The 20,289-nt window shown below is 62.6% G+C and carries 17 protein-coding genes; 11 read left to right on the top strand and 6 right to left on the bottom strand.

The features are described 5' to 3' along the window. Nucleotides 1-587: 587 nt before the first annotated feature. From clpB to ACYQ2T_RS03050, 3 genes are all read right to left on the bottom strand, one after another. Nucleotides 588-3,182, bottom strand: coding sequence for an ATP-dependent chaperone ClpB (clpB, locus tag ACYQ2T_RS03060; RefSeq protein ID WP_459898349.1), 2,595 nt, complete (start codon nt 3,180-3,182; stop codon nt 588-590). An 80-nt stretch (nt 3,183-3,262) separates the two neighbouring features. Next, nucleotides 3,263-3,577, bottom strand: coding sequence for a chaperone modulator CbpM (locus ACYQ2T_RS03055; protein ID WP_459898348.1), 315 nt, complete (start codon nt 3,575-3,577; stop codon nt 3,263-3,265). 51 nt (nt 3,578-3,628) lie between these two features. After that, entirely contained in the window at nt 3,629-4,609 is a 981-nt protein-coding gene (locus ACYQ2T_RS03050; RefSeq protein WP_459898346.1) for a DnaJ C-terminal domain-containing protein, read from the bottom strand. A 112-nt stretch (nt 4,610-4,721) separates the two neighbouring features. On the opposite strand from ACYQ2T_RS03050, the gene ACYQ2T_RS03045 reads away from it, so the two are divergent. Further along, nucleotides 4,722-5,828, top strand: a complete 1,107-nt coding sequence (locus ACYQ2T_RS03045; protein WP_459898344.1) for a polysaccharide deacetylase family protein — start codon at nt 4,722-4,724, stop codon at nt 5,826-5,828. Nucleotides 5,829-5,887: 59 nt separating this feature from the next. Here the strand turns inward: ACYQ2T_RS03045 and aroL are convergent, their stop codons facing one another. Continuing rightward, nucleotides 5,888-6,523: a shikimate kinase AroL gene (aroL, locus tag ACYQ2T_RS03040; protein ID WP_459898342.1), complete on the bottom strand. Its 636-nt coding sequence runs from the start codon at nt 6,521-6,523 to the stop codon at nt 5,888-5,890. A 323-nt stretch (nt 6,524-6,846) separates the two neighbouring features. Between aroL and ACYQ2T_RS03035 the strand changes: the two genes are divergently transcribed. Further along, a complete protein-coding gene (locus tag ACYQ2T_RS03035) occupies nt 6,847-8,094 on the top strand; it encodes a PAS domain-containing protein (protein ID WP_459898340.1) in 1,248 nt (415 codons plus the stop codon). A gap of 106 nt (nt 8,095-8,200) precedes the next feature. Here ACYQ2T_RS03035 and ACYQ2T_RS03030 read toward each other — a convergent pair whose 3' ends face one another. Together ACYQ2T_RS03030 and ACYQ2T_RS03025 are read right to left on the bottom strand one after the other, a co-directional pair. Next, entirely contained in the window at nt 8,201-8,680 is a 480-nt protein-coding gene (locus ACYQ2T_RS03030) for a cytochrome c (protein WP_459898338.1), read from the bottom strand. A gap of 160 nt (nt 8,681-8,840) precedes the next feature. Continuing rightward, a complete protein-coding gene (locus ACYQ2T_RS03025) occupies nt 8,841-9,167 on the bottom strand; it encodes a hypothetical protein (protein WP_459898337.1) in 327 nt (108 codons plus the stop codon). A gap of 238 nt (nt 9,168-9,405) precedes the next feature. On the opposite strand from ACYQ2T_RS03025, the gene ACYQ2T_RS03020 reads away from it, so the two are divergent. The 9 genes from ACYQ2T_RS03020 to ACYQ2T_RS02980 all read left to right on the top strand — a co-directional run bounded on the left by ACYQ2T_RS03020 (nt 9,406) and on the right by ACYQ2T_RS02980 (nt 20,285). Continuing rightward, nucleotides 9,406-12,408 carry a hypothetical protein gene (locus tag ACYQ2T_RS03020; RefSeq protein ID WP_459898335.1) on the top strand — a complete coding sequence of 1,001 codons (3,003 nt, stop codon included), beginning with the start codon at nt 9,406-9,408 and terminating at the stop codon, nt 12,406-12,408. A 141-nt stretch (nt 12,409-12,549) separates the two neighbouring features. Next, nucleotides 12,550-12,906 (top strand): hypothetical protein, encoded by a 357-nt coding sequence (locus tag ACYQ2T_RS03015; RefSeq protein WP_459898333.1) that lies wholly within the window; start codon nt 12,550-12,552, stop codon nt 12,904-12,906. Nucleotides 12,907-12,966: 60 nt separating this feature from the next. Continuing rightward, nucleotides 12,967-14,730, top strand: a complete 1,764-nt coding sequence (locus tag ACYQ2T_RS03010; RefSeq protein WP_459898332.1) for a chloride channel protein — start codon at nt 12,967-12,969, stop codon at nt 14,728-14,730. Nucleotides 14,731-15,330: 600 nt separating this feature from the next. Beyond that, nucleotides 15,331-16,059, top strand: coding sequence for an amino acid ABC transporter ATP-binding protein (locus ACYQ2T_RS03005; RefSeq protein WP_459898330.1), 729 nt, complete (start codon nt 15,331-15,333; stop codon nt 16,057-16,059). Between the two features lie 160 nt (nt 16,060-16,219). After that, the gene (locus tag ACYQ2T_RS03000; protein ID WP_404845956.1) at nt 16,220-17,047 is read left to right on the top strand and encodes an ABC transporter substrate-binding protein; all 828 of its coding nucleotides are present in this window, start codon (nt 16,220-16,222) and stop codon (nt 17,045-17,047) included. A gap of 79 nt (nt 17,048-17,126) precedes the next feature. Continuing rightward, nucleotides 17,127-17,828: an amino acid ABC transporter permease gene (locus tag ACYQ2T_RS02995; RefSeq protein WP_459898328.1), complete on the top strand. Its 702-nt coding sequence runs from the start codon at nt 17,127-17,129 to the stop codon at nt 17,826-17,828. A gap of 15 nt (nt 17,829-17,843) precedes the next feature. Further along, nucleotides 17,844-18,536, top strand: a complete 693-nt coding sequence (locus tag ACYQ2T_RS02990) for an amino acid ABC transporter permease (RefSeq protein WP_459898327.1) — start codon at nt 17,844-17,846, stop codon at nt 18,534-18,536. 349 nt (nt 18,537-18,885) lie between these two features. Next, entirely contained in the window at nt 18,886-19,140 is a 255-nt protein-coding gene (locus tag ACYQ2T_RS02985; RefSeq protein ID WP_459898325.1) for a 4Fe-4S dicluster domain-containing protein, read from the top strand. Then, on the top strand, nt 19,137-20,285 hold the full coding sequence (locus ACYQ2T_RS02980) for a 2-oxoacid:acceptor oxidoreductase subunit alpha (RefSeq protein ID WP_459898324.1): 1,149 nt from the start codon (nt 19,137-19,139) through the stop codon (nt 20,283-20,285). Before ACYQ2T_RS02985 ends, ACYQ2T_RS02980 begins: the two co-directional genes overlap by 4 nt. Nucleotides 20,286-20,289: the final 4 nt, after the last annotated feature.

Here is a 20,289-nt window from a genome sequence, read left to right as displayed (position 1 = left end):
CAGACGCAACGTACGCCGGGGCATCCGCTTCGGCGTACTGGCCTCATGCAGAACACGCCCAACCGTGGCCTAGCCACCGCCGCAATCCGAAGTGACCGGGACCGCGCTTGACAACGCCGCCCATCAGGCGGGGCCACAGAGGCCACCGCGTAGCGGATAAATCCCGCAAACGCCCTGCCACAGGCCATATTTTCAAAGATCAGCAACGCCGCGCCACGATACGGCAATTCCCCAAAACTGCAAGCGCCCTGACAGTCCACCTGTCCGGGCGCTTTTCGTGTTGGGCGCCCTCCTGCCTGCCGCGTCAACGCCGATTCGAATCAGGAAAAGCGTGACGCGGGGCCACACCAAAAGGCGCCCCGGCGGAGACACTCTCCGCCGGGGCGTGGTTGCTGTCACCCTGTGGGGTGATTCACTCTGTATTTGATAGATGCTTTTCGTTTGCCGCGCGGGGACGAAACGCCGTTGGCCCAAGCAGGCAACGCCGTGTCGCCCTGAGTGAAGCTTCCCACAAGCCAATCCGCGCAGTTTCGCCTTTGCGGGGCGTACAGACCATACGGAGGCCGGGCGCGCCGCCCGCCACCGCGCTAGCCGATACGCAGGCCGCCTTCGGCGGCATCCACCACCACGTTCTGTCCCTCGCTCACCGTATTGCTGATGATAGCCTTGGCAAGGGGCGTCTCCACGTGGGCCTGCAGGTAGCGGCGCAGGGGGCGCGCGCCAAAGGCAGGCTCGTAGGCCGCATCGGCGATGAGCGCCTTGGCCGCATCAGTCAGCGTCAGCGTCATCTTGCGCTCGGCAAGGCGTTGGCGCAGGCCCGTCAGCATCAGTTCAATAATGGCCTTCAACTGCTCGGCCAGCAGCGGCTTGAAGTTCACCACCTCGTCCACGCGGTTCAGGAATTCCGGGCGGAAGTGGCCGCGCAGGGTGTCCATCACGCGCTCCTCCACGCCGTCAGCCAGCGAACCGTCCTTCTGGATGCCCTCCAAGAGATACTGGGAGCCAAGGTTGGACGTCATAATGATAATGGTGTTCTTGAAGTCCACCGTACGGCCGTGGCTGTCCGTCAGGCGGCCGTCGTCCAGAATCTGGAGCAGCGTGTTGAACACGTCGGGGTGCGCCTTTTCGATTTCGTCAAAGAGCACCACGGAGTACGGCTTGCGGCGCACGGCTTCGGTCAACTGGCCGCCCTCGTCGTAGCCGATGTATCCGGGAGGCGCTCCAATAAGGCGCGCCACGGTGTGCTTTTCCATATATTCGGACATATCCAGCCGGACCATGTTTTCCTCGGTGTCAAAGAGCGCCTGCGCAAGGGTTTTGCACAGTTCGGTCTTGCCCACGCCCGTGGGGCCAAGGAAGATGAACGACCCTATGGGGCGGCTGGGGTCCTTGAGCCCGGCGCGGGCGCGCAGGACGGCGTCCGCCACGGCAGTGACGGCTTGGTCCTGCCCCACCACGCGTTCATGAAGCTGGTCCTCCAGCCGCAGGAGCTTTTCGCGCTCGCCTTCCAAGAGGCGCGCCACGGGGATGCCCGTCCAGCGCGAGATAACCTGCGCCACATCGTCAGGGCCGACCTCCTCGCGCAACAGACGCGGGGTTTCATCGCCGTGTTCGCCCTCGTAGGTGGCAAGGCGCTTTTCAAGGTCCGGCAGCGTGGAATATTTCAACTCCGCCGCGCGGTTGTAGTCCAGCGAGCGTTCCGCTTCCTCAATGGCAAGGCGGGTTTTCTCGATGTCCTCCTTGATTTTGCGCACGTCCTCAATGGAGCCCTTTTCGCTCTCCCACTGCGCGGTGAGCGAAGCCTGTTCCTCGCGCAGGTCGGCCAGTTCCTTTTCCAACTTGCGCAGGCGTTCGCGGGATTTCTCGTCCGTCTCGCGGTTCAGGGCCTCGCGCTCAATCTCCAGCTGCATGACCTTGCGGTTGATATGGTCAAGGTCTGCGGGCAGGGAGTCGATTTCCGTACGAATCATGGCCGCGGCCTCGTCGATGAGGTCAATGGCCTTGTCCGGCAGCTGGCGGTCGGTGATGTAGCGGTTGGACAGGGTCGCCGCCTCCACAATGGCGCCGTCCGCAATGCGCACGCCGTGGTGCACCTCGAAGCGCTCCTTCAGGCCGCGCAGGATGGAGATGGTGTCCTCCATGGTCGGCTCGTCAACCACCACGGGCTGGAAGCGGCGCTCCAGCGCGGGGTCCTTTTCGATGTACTTGCGGTACTCATCAAGGGTGGTTGCGCCAATGCAGTGGAGTTCGCCGCGCGCCAGCATGGGCTTGAGCAGGTTGCCCGCATCCATGGAGCCTTCGGTCTTGCCCGCGCCGACGATGGTATGAATCTCGTCAATAAAGAGCAGAATCTGCCCGGCGGACTTTTCCACCTCGGCCAGCACAGCCTTGAGGCGCTCCTCAAATTCACCACGGTACTTGGCCCCAGCAATGAGCGCGCCCATATCCAGCGCAAAGACCGTCTTGTCCTTGAGGCCTTCGGGCACATCCTGCTTGAGGATGCGCTGGGCCAGCCCCTCGACGATGGCGGTTTTGCCAACGCCCGCCTCGCCGATGAGCACGGGGTTGTTCTTGGTGCGGCGCGACAGAATGCGGATGCAGCGGCGGATTTCCTCGTCACGTCCGATGACGGGGTCCAGCTTGCCCTGCTTTGCGGCCTCCACAAGGTCGCGGCCGTACTTTTTCAGCGCCTCGTAGGTCTCCTCCGGGTTGGCGGAGGTGACGCGCTGGCTGCCGCGCACGTCCGTGAGCACGGCCAGAATCTTATCGCGGTTCAGGCCGAAGTCGCGGTTGACGCGGCCCGCACCGGTGGAGGCGGATTCGTCCGCCAGCACAAGGAAGATGTGCTCCACGCTGACGTACTCGTCCTTCATGCGGCCGGCGAGTTCCTGCGCTTTGACGAGGGTCTCGTTCAGGCGCTGGGTGACGTATATCTGTCCCGGACCGGAGCCAGGGCCGGAGACCTTCGGCAGCTTTTTCAGCTCCGCGCGCACGGCCTTGGCGTAAGCCGACGGATCGTAGCCCGCCTTTTCGATAAGGCGGCCCACAAGGCCGTCCTTCTGCTCCACAAGGGCCAGCAGAAGATGCTCGGCATCCACCTGCTGATGGCCAAGGCTCACGGCCTTGTCCTGCGCCTCGTTCAGGGCGGTCTGGGACTTTTGCGTAAACTTGTTCATATCCATAATGGCATTCCCTCCAGAGGTTCCGGATGTGGTCCGGTGGAATGGCCGCGCCCGCCCCTTGGGCTGGCGCGGCGGATGCGTCACAGCAGACGCTGGAGATTCTGAACCCTGTTTTCAAGTTCCTCAATGCGGGCCAAGAGGTCGACAATGATGCTGCCGCCGACAACGCCGAGTTCAAGGTCCGTACACAGGCGCACCAATTTGCGGACCCGGTAGATGTCGTGCGGGCGGAAGAAGGTGCCGCGTTCGGACACCTCCATGGGTTCCACCCAGCCAATGTCGATGAGTTCGCCAAGCCGCGAGGGGTGCACCGCCGTCAGCTCCACGAACACCGTCCATGAAACAAGCTGAGATGGAATCGGCATATTTTTGCCGCGGATATCATCCTTATGCATGCGTCACTCTCCTGCTTTGCCATCACCCGGCCCACATGGAGGAACCGGGCGTCAGAAATCCCGAGGGGTGAAGGTGGACGTCTCGGCCAGCTTCTGCCACAGGGCGCGCTCCTCGTCCGAGATGTCGCGCGGGGTCTTGATGACCACGCGGACATACTGGTCGCCCTTCTTGGCGCCACTGCCCAGTCCGCGGCCACGGATGCGCATCTTCTGCCCGCTGGAGATGCCCGCAGGTACGTTCAACTCCACGGATTTATCCAGCGTGGGCACCTGCACCGTGGTGCCGAGGGCGGCTTCCCATGGCGCAAGGGGCAGGTCCAGCGTCACATTGGCTTCATCCAGCTTAAAGCGGGCATGGGGCAGAATCTTCACCCGCAGGTACAAATCGCCCGCGGGGCCGCCCTGCCGACCGGGAGAGCCCTGCCCGGACAGCCGGATGCGCGCGCCGTTCTTCACACCGGCGGGAATGTTCACCTCAAGGTTCTTGGTGTGCAGCGACGACATGCCCGACGGGTCGGGGGCGCGGTCCTGAAAGGCCACGTTCTTGCGGCCACCGGCATAGGCTTCCTCAAGGGTCAGCTCCAGCGTGGTTTCAATGTCGCGTCCCTTGGACGGGCCGGGCCTAAACCCCGCGCCGCCAAAGCCGCCAAACGGGTCCTGATGGTATCCACCACCCTGCCCGCCAAAACCGCCGCCTCCAAAACCACCACCAAAGACGGTTTCGAAGAAGTCGCTAAATCCGGAGCCGCCAAAGCCGCCCGCAAAATTTTCATAGCCCGGCGGCGGCTCAAAGTTTTGCCCGTTTTGCCAGTTGGGACCAAGCTGGTCGTACATACGGCGCTTTTCCGGGTCCTTGAGCACCTCGTAGGCCTCGTTAATTTCCTTGAATTTGGCCTCTGCCTCAGCATTATCCGGGTTGAGGTCGGGGTGGTATTTTCGTGCAAGGCGTTTGAATGCCTTGGCGATATCCTCCTTGGAGGACCCGCGGCTCACGCCCAGAATTTCATAGTAGTCCTTGAATTCAACGCTCATCTCGATTAGCACTCCTTGCTACCGCAGAATGTCTCTGTTCGGCATATTTCTCTAGATAAGCCGCTTCAGCCGACAGTCAAGTATCCAAGCTCGTTAGGGGAATCCGACACCAATGCTTAAAAGCCTGCCAGTCATGATGTATCATTACATCAGCTCCTGGCCCAATTCCATCGCCGTGGCGCCCGAACTTTTCGAGAGCCACCTGAAAGCCATGACTAAAGCCGGCTACCGCGGTGTGGGCCTCGACGAAGCCGTCGCCTACCTGCGCGAAGGCCGCGCCCTGCCGAAAAAATCCGTCCTCATCACTTTTGATGACGGTTTTTTGGACAATTACGTCTACGCGTGGCCCCTGCTGCGCGAGCACGGCCACAAAGGCGTCGTCTTTGCCGTCACCAATAAAATTGTGGACGAGGAGCGCCCCCGCCCCACGCTGTCGGACGTGTGGGACGGCTACGTGGGCATGGACGACCTGCCGCAGGTGGACAGCCCCATCCGGACCTCGCGCGAGGGATTGCGCATCCGCACGGACCTGTTCTTTTCGTGGAAGGAAGCCCGCCTGATGCAGGACGACGGCACCATGGCCGTTGCCGGGCACACCCACAACCACCGCTCCGTGTTCACCGGTCCCAATTTCCGCATGCTGTGCGAGCCGCAAGGCAAGCGCCGCACCTTTGACCAAATTGAGGGCGACGTGCCCTACGGCCTGCCGCGCTTTGAGGAAGGCCCCGCCATGCAGCACCGGGCCTTCAAGCCCTCAAACGAGGTGTACGACATTGTCACCTCCACCGTGCCGCAGGACTTCCGCACCGCCTACGATTACTTCAAAGACCAGCGCCATAGGCAGGACCTGATGCAGCGCCTGCGCGAGATTCCCACCGAACGCCTTGGCACCTACGAATCACAGGCCGAGTTTGAAGAACGCGTCTACGAGGAACTGCGCACCAGTCGCGACCTCTTGACCACCGGCCTTGACCGCGCGCCCGAGGTCATGGCGTGGCCGTGGGGCGCATCCAGCGACACCAGCCGCCGCATTGCCAAAGAGCTGGGCTTCACCGTCCTGTTCACCACCGATGTTGGCCCCAACCCGCCGGGACTGGTGGCGGACAGCGCCCACCGTTTCAAGGCGCGGGCCAGAAGCTCGGCGTGGCTGCTCTCCCGCCTTGTGATGTACTCCCACCCGCTTATCGCCAAGACCTACGGCCTGCTCCACAAAAAATAAAAAAACGCCCCCGGAAGTCCTCTTCCGGGGGCGTTTTCATTGCTCTCATCGGTACGGCATCAGCCGCGCTGCAGCAGCATCAGCTTTTCGCGCACATCCTCCACCAGCTCCTCAAGAGGCTCCTGGGCAGGCAGCACAAAGTGCGAGGTCTCCATATACAGCGCTTCGCGCTCGGCAAGGGTGGCGCTGAGTTCATCCACCAGCCCGCCGCCGGTCAGGGCGGGGCGCTGGTCGTGCTTGGGGTCGGCCCCAAGGCGCTGGGCCAGCAGGGCAACGTCCGCCATCAGGTAAAACACCGGGCCGCTGCTACGCAAAAAGGCGCGGGTGCTCTGGTCCAAAATCACGCCGCCGCCAGTGGCGACCACCGCGCCGGCCTTGGGGTCAATACCCTGCACAATATCGCGCTCAATGTCGCGAAAGGCCTGCCAGCCGCCGTCTTCAACAATGGCAGCCACGGCGCGGCCCGCATGGTCCACCACAAGGTCGTCGGTATCGATAAACGGGCGGTGCATGCGCTTTGCCAGCTCACGCCCGAGGGTGGACTTGCCGCAGGCCCGAAGTCCCACAAGGTACACGTTCACGTCCGGACCGAAGCGCGTCGGGCGCTCCGCCTTCTTGAAAGTCATGGTCTGGTTGCTCTCGGCAACGTCCACCTTCTTCTTCATGGCATTTTCGGGCCGTATATTCCGGGGCATGATCTTCTCCCATCATCGCATGTGGCTGGACCACGTGAACCCGCGCGCGCCCTCCGCCAGGGCTGTCCAGCTCGGTGAAACGTGGACACAGTGCAATAAAACGCTGGCAGCGTCTACGCCTTTCCCTAGACCGGCCCGCCCACAGCCGCGCGTAGACACAGCTTTTTCCCGGTGTGCCGCATGCAACCGCCTAATGTCTCTATCAAAAAAACTGTGCATCAATGCTGACAGATTGCCCAAAACAGGGTATTGCTCCGGTAAGGTCAGAACTCGGCCCGTTTGTCATCACAGCGGGCGAGCCTCACCCCTGCAAGGGAGACGACATGCAGCACAGACCGTTGCGCGTACTTGTCATGGGGCGGCGGCACGGAACCACGGACGACTTGTCACGCATGCTCTCGCTCGGCGGATACAACGCCGACTTCCGCTTAGCGACGGACGTAGACGACGCCCGTCCCGCCGTCAGCCGAAACGGCATTGACCTCATCATCGGCGAAGACCAGACAAGCCTGCGTCATTTCATACGCAATCTGCCTCCCGGGGTGCCCTTCATTGCCGTGGATGCAGACATCAGCCACGAGCGGGGCCGCGCCCTCATCGAGGCCGGTGCGCACGACTATATGGCCCGCCGCGAGATGGAGCGCCTGCCCGCCTCTGTGGCGCGCGCCATGCGCGACGTGCGGCCAAAGCGCGTGCTGGCTCCGGTAACGGACGGCGACGCGCCCCAGCCTGCGGCGCACACCCTGCCGCACGGGGCCCGCACCCCGGCCCAGCCGCCGGCCACCAGCGCCGACGACCACTCCCCCGAGCCCCAGCACTGCGAGCACAGCGCCAACACCTTTGCCGAACTCTACCGGCACTCGCTGGACGCGGTAGTCATCCTGAATCTGGACGAGCACGTCCTCGACATCAACGCCGCCTTTACCAAGACCTTTGGCTACAGCGCGGACGAAGTCCGTGGACGCCACCTTGGGGACTGCATCCTGCCCGAAGGCGCGGACGAGGAGTTTCTGTCCCTCACCAGCCGCGTGCGGGAAGGCCACATGGTGCGCAAGCGCACAACACGCCTGCGCAAGGACGGCAGCAGTGTGGACGTTATCGCCGTTGGCATTCCCGTGGAGATTGAGGACGGCGCGCGCGGCATCTGCGCCATCTACAGCGACATATCACCGCGCGAGAAGGCCATACGCACGCTGCGGCAGGCGGAATCGCGCTACCGCAATTTCTTCATGAAAGCTGTAGAGGGGATGTTCGTCTCCACCCCGTCGGGGCGGTTTATGCTGGCCAACCCTGCGCTGGCCGAAATGCTGGGCTATGAAAGCATCAGCGAAGTGACGGATGAAATACGCAGCCTGTCGCGCGAGGTCTACGCCGAGCCGTCCGAGCGGGATAAGCTCCTTGACGCCTTGCGCGAGCACGGCGCTGTGATGAACCTGCGCACCCGCATGCGCCGCGCGGACGGCACCACCCTCACCGTGCGCCAAAACGTACGCGAAATCCGCGACGACGACGGCGAACTGCTCTACTTCCAAGGCACCATGACGCCGGAACCAGACCCCGGCGACATCTAACCCCAAAAGCCACCCGTCCCCAAAGGACCAAATGCCACACACGGCGCAAACGCGAGGCGGCCTTGCGCCGCCCCGCCTCTGCGCCGCATGGACGAGGTGCCCGCCGTTAATTCTCGCCGCGGTTCTCGCGGTGGCAGGAGCGGCAGGCCTTTTTGACACGGTTCAAATGCTGCTCGGCCTTTTTGAGGTCGTTATCCGAGGCGATGCGCAAAAACTTCTGGGCCTGCGCATTCAGGTACTCGGCCGCGGCCTGAAACTTCGCCGGGTCCGCGCCCTTGAAATACTTGTCCGACCCCTCCACCGGATAGACGCTTTCGTACCGGTGCTCAAACACCAGCGGCAGCATCTGGGCCTTGGCCGCAATGGACAACGTGGGGCTGACCACGCGGATAACGTCGCCCTTTTCCAGCTTCAGCCGAATATCGCGCAGGTCCGCATTCATGGACCGCATGGCGAATTTCCGCGTGAGCACCACTTCCTGCGGGGAGCTTTTGCCCGGCAGCAGCGCCGTCTGCGCCCACGCCGCACTCACCGCAAATATCACGCCCAGACACAGGGCACAGATGACACCCGTTTTCCTCCTCATGCCGTCCCCTCCCGATCACGAATCCTGCCGTGCGCCGCACGCTCCGGGCGGGCCGGCTGCGCGCCACCATTTGACGCCAGCCCCCGCCACAGGCGGATTTTTACCATACTGACAATAACAGAACCACGCGCGCTGGCGCAACACGATTCCCACCCGCGGCCTACTCTCCGTTCAGCAGACGCGACACCACGTTGGCCACGCCCTGCCTGTTGCGCGCCGTTTGGGCCGATTCCCCCTTAAGGCTCGCGGCGTTGGCGTCGATAAGCCCACGGGCGATGTTCTGGACAAACTCGCCATAGGAGGCATCCCCGGCGGCGCGGGGGCCAGCCTGTGGGGCTGGCGTCGCCTGCGGACGCGGCGGCTGTGTGGCCGTCCCCGGTACCAGCGGCGACAGCTGCGGCGCAGCCGGAGCATTCGCGGGGCGGGGCTCTGTGGCGTCAGCATTCCCGGCGCCACTGCCAACGACATCAACGGGACGTTTCTTCATGGCGTCCTCCTTCGCGCCGCCGCAGGCCGCCTGCAAACGCCGTCAAAGACGGCCCCTTGCTTGACGCTCCCCCGGCATACGCATACATATGAAGATTGCATAACCTGGTCTTTTTTTCTGGCGTCGCATGCCGCATCCGCGCCAACCGCCATGACGGGGCGAAGGCTGACGCACCACAGCGGCGCAGCGGCAATCCCCCCAAAAAACATGGCCAGACCATCAATGATAAAACACACTTATGACGACCAAAAACTCCACACAAAATAAATTCATCGACCGCATCGGCGCGCTATACCTCAAGCTGCTTGATGAAAAGCAGGACGAGCAGGAAGCGGCGAAAAGCATCAACGCCTTCGTGAGCAAGGCGCTGAAGAAGTTCGGCTTCAACCTCGCCGCAGACAAAATGGAGGAGCGCACCAAAAAAATCGCTCAGGTCGCCATCGCCCGCGCCAAAAAATCCCAGCGCGAAATGGAGCGGCACATCTGGCTCATGGACGTCAAAGTCGGGGCCGCGGGCAGTGGCTACACTATATCCTTTCTGCCCGACATACGCATCCGCAACACGCCCGAGGCGCGCGACATGTGGGAAGGCTTTTTGGATACCCTTGCGCCCAAAACGCGCATCGGCCCGGACCCCAAAACAGGCACCATCGCCATCCTGTACCGCGACGGCGAATGGCTGGGAAACCTCATGCTGGCCGACGATGTGCGCTCACTGTACATCATTCCGGAAATCCACACCGTGCTGGGGGACTTCATCGCCCGTGGCGCGCGCGTCGTCAACTCGCAGTTTTCCCACACCCTGACGATTCATGGCGCGCTGTGCATCAATTACGAGCTGCTGCGCCACACACCGCCCGCCCTTGAGCTGGAAAACGGCATCAGCCTCTACGGCGTCAAATCGCCCCTCGGTTCGCCCTTCACCCCGGACCAACTGCGCGCATGGGGCCTGAAAAAAGGCCACCGCGTCAAAATCCGCAGCGATGTTTTCATCTTCAACGAGCATCAGGGCGCGACCCTGTCGTGGGAACTTACCGGCGAAAACGTGCTCACCTCCTACGTGTGGAAAACCGGCAAGTGGCAACTGGTCCGGCGCGAGCGCATTGACCCCGCCGTGTTCGAGCAGGTGGCCGGCCGCCTAAGCCGCATCTGCCTGATGCTGGGCCTCGGCGCGGACTTTATCGCCAAGAGCGTCTCGCGCACGCAGGAGAATATCGACAAAATCTGCCTGTACCTTGACCTTGCGCGCCTGAACCAGTCCAAGCCCCCGGCCAAGGACGATCCCGAACTTGCCGCGCTGGAGCGGCTCATCCTTGCCTTTGGCGCCCTGCGCGCGCCCTTTTCCGCCGCGCAGGTCAACTCCGACGCCGTGCTGGCCGCCCTTGGCGGCATCTCGGACGACGACGTCACCCTTGCCGGCCAATTTGCCAAACGCCCCCGCTACAAGGTGAGTGAAAAACTCATCCGCCACGACCTCGACGACATTACCCGCTTTATCGACGAGGACACGGACTCCGACGAACTCTTGGCCGATGGCCTTACCACCGCGCGCTTTCTGCATGTGACGTTTAAATCCGACGACGCGCGGGGCAACCTTGCCAGCGCCGCAGGGGACGTGCCCGGACACTTCCGCGACCTTGTCCAGCAGCTCCCCGAGGAAGCGCGCCTGAGCTTCGGGCGCTTTCTTGAGGACCCAGAACACACCCTCAAGGTCCTGCGCAAGCGCCTCTCCGATGAGGACCACCTGAAGCAGCTTGCCGCCATTGAGGGCGAAATACGCGTGCTGCAGCAGATGCGGCCCAAGGAACTTATCCGCAAAATCGTCAGCGTGCCCTTCAACTCCGAGGACGCCGACTTCCAGCAGGACAAGGCCCTGCTCAACCAACTGTTCGCCATGCAAAAGGCCGAGCTGAAAGACCTGCCCTTTGACGCGGAACGCCTTGTGGACCTGCTCATCCCCCGCCTCAAGAGCTTTGTCCGCTACCGGTTGGACCTCATCCGCTCCGTGTGGAAAAACGGCCCGGAAGAGCGCCGCCCCATCACGGCGGCCATTGCGGAGCAATTGCGCCCCCTCTCCGCCGAGGAGCTCATCAAGGCCCTGCGGCGCATTATCATCATGGTTCTGGACGTGGTGCGGGCCTACAACGCCCTCTCCACCACGCCGGCCGGAGAGGGGCAGGATGCCAAGCGCGAGGTCCGCGCCGCCCTGCCCGCCGATGCCGTGATGGCCATCCGCTCGCGCCTGAGCCGCGCGTGCCTGTCCATTGGCGTGGGGCGCGCCTTTATTGACGACTACGCCGACGCGCTGGTGGGGAACCTGCACAAGATGGAATACTATCTGGAGCTGGCCCTTGGGGAGGCGGGCGTTGGGAACCACTCCCTGCTGGAGGGCGACGACCGCGAGCTTATCGAAAGCATTCTTGCCAGCTTCCGCGACATCCGCGACGCGGCAGAGCGCGGACAGGTCACCGAGGAATGCGCCGCCGCCCTCAAGTACCTCAAGGACGACAGGCTGGACACCGTGGGCAGCGTCCTGTCCAAGCCCCGCCCCCTCATCGACGTGGCGTCCATCAAAAACGACGTGGCCGCCCTCAAGACCCTGCAAGGCAACGCGCTGGATGTGGACACCGTCTTTGGCTCGCCGGGGCGCTTTCTGCTCTTCCTGAACTCGTCGCTGGAATCCAAACAGATGAAGCGCACGGTCTCGACCTTTCTCAAGCCCGTGTACTTTGCCATCACCAAGCTGGCCAAGAGCGACGACAGCCTTGCGGGCCTCTCCCTCAACGACGTACTCAAGACCCACTGCACCCCGGATGCCGTCAAGACCGCCTTTGACGGCAAGGGCGACCCCAAGGCGCTGGCCGAGCTTGCGGCGGGCATGAAGCAGATTTGCGACAAGGGCGCGGCGGACATCATCACCCACATGCGCAAAACGCGCGAGGAGAACCCGCCGCCGGAGCTGGAACGCGATCAGGAATTTGTTGCGCGGCTTCTGGCCTTTGAACGCAAGCCCCTCGGCGCGCTGGAGCTTCAGCCCCGGCAAACCTCGCTGCTGCTGCTCCTTCGCCTTGAGTCCTTCATCACCGAGAGCGTCAAAGCCCTTTTCGAGGACGGCGCCATGGAAGATCAGGACGCCAAAACCATCATCAAGCGTCTGCTGACGGACCTCAAATGGCGCTATGACATCATCCGCACCTACAACAAGCTCACCACCCCGGCCAAACCCAAGGCCACGGGCTAACATTGCGGCCCCGCGCCGGCCCCCATGCGGGGCCGCGTCCCGCCACGATTTGCATTCCGTGGGTTTTTCCCTTGTCATTGCCCGGTATGTTCTGCATATTATTGAATGAATCCTCCCCGTCACATGCAGGATGGAGGCGGCATGACCCTGATTCGCGACATCGCAACGATCATTCAGTCCATGACAGACGCTCTGCGGCGCACCGAGCCTGACGAGCCGCCACGTTCTCCCGATTCCGGGTGGTGGGTTCTGGTGTGCGGCGCGCATCTGGATGCCGAAGACTTCGACCAGCGCGAAGCGGCGCGGGAAGCCCTGCGCCTGACACTAAGCGCCCACGGCATCAGCCTGCGTGAACATATCTGGGTCTGGGACGAGACGGACCGGGCGCAAGTCGTGGTGGGTCAGCACGCCTCCATCCGCAAGGCGAAACGCCATGCCGACGACCTTGGCCGCTTTGGGCTGGAGGTCCGCATCATTTCGCGGTGCCCGGATTCGTAATCACGGGCTGGCACACTCTTTTTCCGCGTCCGAACCTCGAAACCGGAGGTCCGAAATCCCGTGCGGCTCCCCAACTCCTGTCGTGAAATCAGCTCCGGATTCCGGCGCTTTTGCATTGAACAGCGCATCTTCAATCTGTTTTTCGCCATCTTCATCGGTGCCCTGTCCGGGTACGGCGCTATACTCTTCCACCACGTTCTTGTTGGGTCGCAGTTCGCCTTTTATCAGGAGACAGGCGACATTCTCGACTTTGTCGGGCGGCTGTCGCGCTGGCAATTAGTGCTTTTGCCCGCCATTGGCGGGCTTCTTGTTGGCCTTATCGTGCGCTTTGGCGCATCCGAGGCCAAAGGGCACGGCGTGCCCGAGGTCATGTCCGCACTGGCCCTGAAGGGGGGACGCATCCGCAAGCGCGTGGCCATTGTCAAAATTATCGCCTCCGCCGTATGCATCGGCTCCGGCGGCTCCTCCGGGCGTGAAGGGCCCATGGTGCAGATTGGCTCCAGCATCGGGTCCACCATCGGGCAGTACTTCAAGGTGCCGGTCATGGAGCAGCGCACGCTGGTAGGCTGCGGCGCGGCGGCGGGCATTGCCGCGACCTTCAACGCGCCTGTGGCGGGCGTGCTGTTCGCCCTTGAGGTGCTGGTGGGCGACTTTGGCTTGGCGTCATTCTCGCCGGTGGTGCTCTCGTCCGTGTCCGCGACGGCGGTGTCGCGCTACTACTGGGGCGACCTGCCCACCTTTGACCTGCCGCTGTACACCATCCGCTCCATGTGGGAATTCAGCATCTACCCATTTCTTGGCATTCTTGCGGCGCTGGCGGCAGCGGGGTTCATCATCGTGCTCTACAAGGCCGAGGACATCTTTGAGAACCTGCCCATCCCGGAATGGCTCAAGCCCGCCATCGGCGGCCTGATTCTCGGCGTTATTCTGCTGCAATGGCCGCATGCCTTTGGCGTCGGCTACGGGGCCATGAACCGCGCCCTGCACGGGCAACTGGCGGGGATGCTGCTGCTCACCCTTGTTGCCGTGAAAATACTCGCCACCTCGGCCACCCTTGGCTCCGGCGGGTCGGGCGGCATCTTTGCGCCCTCGCTCTTCATCGGCGCGATGACCGGGGGCTTTTTTGGCTGGGTGGCGGGGCTGGTGTTTCCCAGCATCACCGCGCCCATTGGCGCGTACGCCCTTGTGGGCATGGGCGCCGTGGTGGCGGGCACCACGCAGGCGCCCATCACCGCCATTCTCATCCTCTTTGAGATGACGGGCGACTACAAAATCATTCTGCCCATGATGATTACCTGCATCATTTCCACCCTCGTCACCTCCGCCATTTGCAAGGGCTCCATCTACACCATCAAGCTCCAGCGACGCGGCATCGACATTGCGGGCGGACTGGAGCAAAACATTCTGCGCTCGCTCAAGGTGGGGCGCTTCATGCAGGGCTCGCCGTACACCATCCCGGAATCCCTGCCACTGCTGGATATTATCAAAACCTTCAAACACGCCGACGTCTCCTATCTGCACACCGTGGACGACAACGGCGCGCTGCGGGGCATCATTTCCTTCCGCGACATCCGCCCCCTGATGCACGAAGACAGCCTGCACAACCTCATCATCGCCCGGGACGTGGCGACATCGCACGTCGTCACCGTCACCCCCGACGACACCATCAAGACCGCCCTACGCCTCATGAGCTCGCAGGGCGTCTCCCAACTGCCGGTGGTCCAGCCCGGCAACGGCAACACCCTTCTCGGCACCCTGCGGCAAAAGGATGTCCTCCACGCCTATAATAAGGCCATTATCCGCCGCGAAATCGACGTGCTGTAATGCTGCCCTTCCCGCCGCCCCGCCCATGGTTGTGGGTGGGGCGGGGCATATTCTGCGCCTCCCCCGCATGCCGCCCTGCGCCGTAGCCCTCACCGCGACCCGTCCCGCCTCTTTCCCTGTAGGCTCCCGCCACAACCCGCTGCCGCACCATGCGCCGCCCTCTCGCGGCTGTTCCGTTGAAGCGGGGCCAAGCCGAGGCGAAACGTCCGCCATGCGCCACGCACCCGCGCCTTTCCCCATCACCAGCCCAACCAGTCGTCCTCACGGCCCTTCCGCCCCCTAAGCCCCATCCCCGCGCCTCACGCCCCGCCCCGTGCATCAACCAACGCCTTCCCGCCCAGTTCCTGCCACACCCAAAGCCCCCTCACGTCCAGCTTGTGACATTTATGTAAAAGACACTTCAAAGACCAACTTTTAAACCCCTCAATTCCGAAGCCTCTTGACAAAAGAGTCAAATTAGACAAGTACAGAACTGCCTTGAGGGATAACGGTAATTTTTCAGTGGCGTCAAAATCCCCACACACAAGGACAATCCGGCCGCCTTCGCAACACGGGCACAGGCCGCACAGCACACCACCGACGACGCCAAGGGGAGGGACCATGCCCATCATCGAATTCAATAATGTTCACAAATGGTATGACGATTTTCACGTGCTGAAGGGCATCAGCGAGACTGTAGACCAAGGCGAAGTGCTTGTGGTGTGCGGTCCCAGCGGGTCCGGCAAAAGTACGCTCATCCGCTGTGTGAACCGCCTTGAGGACTATCAGGACGGCACCATCCTCTTCGAGGGCCGCGACCTGCACGCCAAGGGCGTGGATACCAACGCCCTGCGCACCGAAATCGGCATCGTGTTTCAGCAGTTCAATCTGTACCCGCACCTGACGGTGCTGAGGAACATCATGCTGGCCCCCACCAAGGTCCGCAAACTGCCGCAGGCCGAAGCGCAGGACACCGCCATGGAACTGCTGGAGCGCGTGGGCCTTGCCGATCAGGCCTACAAATACCCCGCAGAACTGTCCGGCGGCCAGCAGCAGCGCGTGGCCATCGCCCGCGCCCTTGCCATGCGCCCCAAGGTGATGCTTTTTGACGAGCCAACCTCCGCGCTGGACCCCGAAATGATCGGCGAAGTGCTCGCCGTTATGAAGGACCTCGCCCGCGACGGCATGACCATGGTCTGCGTCACCCACGAAATGGGCTTTGCCCGCGAAGTGGCGGACCGCGTGGTCTTTATGGACGGCGGCGAAGTCATCGAGCAGGGCCGCCCGGACGATTTCTTTGCCAACCCCGTTCACGAACGCAGCAAGGCGTTCCTGCGCGAGATTCTGTAGCCCGCACGGCGCACGGCGCGCCCATGCGCCGCGACAGACGCCGCACGCGTCAGCGCCCCACGCCAGCACGGCGCGGCAGGTCCGCAACACACCCCGCGCCCGATGGATATCCCGGCGGCCACCCCGCCCCGCAACACTTTCGCATGGAGGAAGAAGCCCAATGAAAAAGACCACCCTCATTTCCCTTGTCGCGCTGTGCCTCGTCCTGATGGCCACAGCGGCCTTCGCCGGAAAGCTCGACCAGATCAAGGAGCGCGGCACCCTCATCTGCGGCGTCAAGGACGCTGTGGTGCCCTTTGGCTATGTGGACGAGGATTCCAAGCAGCTTGTGGGCATGGACATCGACATCTGCCGCTACATTGCGAACAAGCTGGGCGTTGACCTGGAGCTGAAGCCCGTGACCTCCGCCACGCGCATCCCCATGCTGACGCAGGGCTCCATTGACATTGCCGCCGCCACCATGACGCACAAGTACTCCCGCGACGACGTCATCGACTTCTCCATCACCTATTTCATGGACGGCCAGAAAATCCTTGTGAAGCGCGGCTCCGGCATCAAATCCGTGGCCGACCTCGCCGGCAAGAAGGTGGGCACCGCCAAGGGCTCCACCTCCGAAAAGAACATCAAGGCCGCCCAGCCCGACTGCCGCGTGGTGTCCTTTGAGGGCTACCCGCAGGCCTTCCTCGCCCTGAAGCAGGGCAAGGTTTCCGCCGTCACCACGGACTCCACCATCCTCCTCGGCCTCAAGGGCTCCGACCCCAACCCCGAGCTGTGGGACATCGTTGGCGACTACATTGCCGACGAACCCTACGGCCTCGGCCTGCCCGAGAACGACTCCGACTTCCGCGACTTCGTGAACAAGACCCTGGCCCAGATGTGGCTCTCCGGTGAGTACATGAAGGTCTACAACACGTGGTTCGGCCCGGACACCAACTACTATCTGCCCACCACGTGGAAGATGGAAGTCTGGCCCGGCGCCAACGACTAGCCGCCTCCCCGCACGTCTTTGACAGCCGGGGGCCACGGCCCCCGGCATGTTCCACCTCACACCACGCGGAAGGAAGCCCGTGAACTACGATTTTAAATGGCAGCTCGTCCTGTCCGGCAAGTATGCGGACTGGCTCATTGACGGTCTGATCATGACCCTCAAGATTTCTGCCGTCTCCCTTGTCCTCTCGCTTCTGCTCGGCACCGTCATCGCGGTGATGCGGATGTCCAGAGTGCGCCCCCTCATCTGGCTGAGCGCGGCGTACACGGAATTTTTCCGCAACACCCCGCTGCTTGTGCAGATCTACTTTTGGTATTTCGGCTCGGACCCGCTGTTCCCCGAGGCCATCAAAGGATGGCTGTACAACACGGATTTCGAGTTCGCCTCCGGCGTGATTGCGCTGACGGTGTACACCTCCGCCTTCATTGCCGAGGAAATCCGCTCCGGCGTGTTCTCCATTCCCAAGACGCAGCTTGAAGCCTCGCGCGCGACGGGCCTGTCCTTCATTCAGGCGCAGCGCTACGTCATTCTGCCGCAGGCCTTCCGCATCATTATTCCGCCGCTCATCTCCCAGGCGCTGAATCTTATAAAGAATTCATCGCTGTGCATGACCATCGGCGTCATGGAGCTGACCTACATGGCGCGGCAGATCGAGTCGTACACCTTCCGTGGCTTCGAGGCCTTTACGGTGTCCACGCTTATGTATCTGTGCCTGTCGCTTGTGGTCTCGCTGTGCATTACACAGTACAACCGCCGGTTCCTGAGAACCGTCAAGCATTAGGGAGAGCCTTCGGCAATGCGTTGGGACATCGTCTGGAACAATTTCGACTACTTCCTCATCGGCGCCTACCCGGAGGGTCCTCTGGGCGGGCTGGCCATGAGCATACTGCTGGCCCTTGGCGGCATATTCGGCGCGTTTTGGCTAGGGCTTGGCGCTGGGCTGATGCGCATGTCGCGCAAGCGCTGGGTGCGCATCCCCGCCATGATCTATATTGAAGTCATGCGCGGTACGCCGCTGCTTATGCTCATTTTCTGGTTCTATTTTCTGGCGCCTGTGGTGCTGGGTCACCCCATCCCCTCCACCCAAAGCTCCCTTGTGGCGTTTATCGTCTTCACAGGCGCCTATGTGGCGGAAATCGTCCGCGCCGGGGTTGAAGCCCTGCCTGCGGGACAAATGGAAGCCGCGCGCGGCACCGGCCTGTCGCACTTTCAGGCCATGACCTACGTCATCCTGCCGCAGGCGCTGCGCAACATGATTCCCTCCTTCGTGAACCAGTTCGTCAGCCTCACCAAGGACACATCGCTCGCGTCCATCATTGGCGTGCCGGAGCTGATGCTTGCCGCCGACCAGGTGAACAACCGCGTTCTGGTGGCGCCTATGGAAATCTTTGTCACCATCTTGGTGCTGTACTTCATCGTCTGCTACATTCTCACCTCGATAAGCCGCCGGCTGGAGCGCCAGCTGTCGCGATATCAGGCGCGCGGGTAAGCTAGCACCCACCCGCATATGCGCCGCCCCGCCGGAGAAAGGGACTCCGGCGGGGCCTCTTTTTGCCCTGCTGCACCACCGCGCCCTCACAACAGCGTGATGCACAAACGCCACCCACGACGCAAAACGCTATCCATCAGCCTTTTCAGGAAAATGCTATTGCAGGCGCACGCCACATGCGGTACATCTGGAAGGCATCGGCTGTTACGGTAATGCCACAACTTCAGATTCATGGCGGAAGTTCTCGCGTGCAACAGGTCAGCCCCAGCTTGCCGAATTTTTAGGGTAATCCTCCCCGGAGGATTGCCCTTTTTTGTTTGCGCGCCTTCCAGCCAGAGGTGAGTAAGCCATGGCAAAAACAAAAGGACAGACCACCATCACCGTGTACCCGGACTGGTGCAAGGTGTGTGGTCTTTGTGTCGCCTTCTGCCCCGCAAACGTTCTGGAGCTGGACCCGGTTGCCGGGTGCGCTGTTCCCGTACGCGAGGAGGAATGCATCAACTGCGGCTTCTGCGAACTCCACTGTCCGGACTTCGCCATCGTCGTCACGCCAAAGCGCACAAAGGGCGCCCAGCCCGCCGAGGACGAAGGAGAAAAGTCATGACCACATCCTATAGCGAAAGCCGGGAAATCTTCGCCCTTGGGGCCGAGGCCGTCGTGGAGGGCGCGCTTCTGGCCGGGTGCAGCTACTACGGGGGCTACCCCATCACCCCATCCTCCGAAATTATGGAAGGCATGGCCGCGCGCCTACCGCACACGGATGACGGCGTCTTCATGCAGATGGAGGACGAGATTGCCAGCATTGGCTCCGTCATTGGCGCATCCCTTGCCGGGCGCAAGGCCATGACCGCCACCTCCGGCCCCGGATTCTCGCTGATGCAGGAGCTTATCGGCTTTGGCTGCATGGCGGAGGTGCCCTTTGTGCTGGTCAACGTCATGCGCGGCGGCCCCAGCACGGGCCTGCCCACCAGCCCCGCGCAGGGCGATGTCCAGCAGGCGCGCTGGGGCACCCACGGCGACCACTCCATCATCGTCCTCTCCGCCTCGGACGTGCAGGAATGCCTGCACATGACGCTGAAGGCCTTTAACTTTGCCGAACGCTACCGCATCCCCGTCATCCTGCTCATTGACGAAGTCACCGCCCACACGCGCGAGAAAATCACCGTCCCCGCCACCACGGACGTCGAGGTCATCTCGCGCCTGCAACCGTCCATGCCGCCGGAGTGGTACAAGCCCTTTGAGGAAACCGTGCGCGGCGTGCCGCCCATGCCGCCGGTGGGCAGCGGCTACCGCTTCCACGTCACCGGCCTCATGCACGACGACAAGGGCTTCCCCACCTCCAAGCCCGACGAGGTTGTGCAGGCCCTTGAGCGGCAATTCCGCAAAGTGGACCAGTTCTTCTTTGATATTCAGGTCACGGAAGAGGTGCTGTGCGAGGACGCGGACACCGTCGTTGTCGCCTACGGCAGCGTGGCGCGCTCGGCGCACCTTGCCGTGACGCAGGCGCGCGAGCAGGGCATCCGCGCGGGGCTCCTCAAGCTGGGGACCCTCTTCCCCTTCCCACGCTCCGCCGTGGAGCACCAGATGCGCACCTGCAAGCGCATCATCGTCCCGGAGATGAACATGGGGCAGATGTCGCGCGAGGTAAAACGCGTCAACAACGGGCGCGTGGACGTCGCCACCATCAACCGCATCGACGGCAGCATCATCACCCCCGCCCAGATACTCGACAAGCTGAGGAAGGGATAACGCC

This window comes from Desulfobaculum senezii, from assembly GCF_054657395.1.
This window is presented reverse-complemented; position numbering and strand designations above follow the sequence as displayed.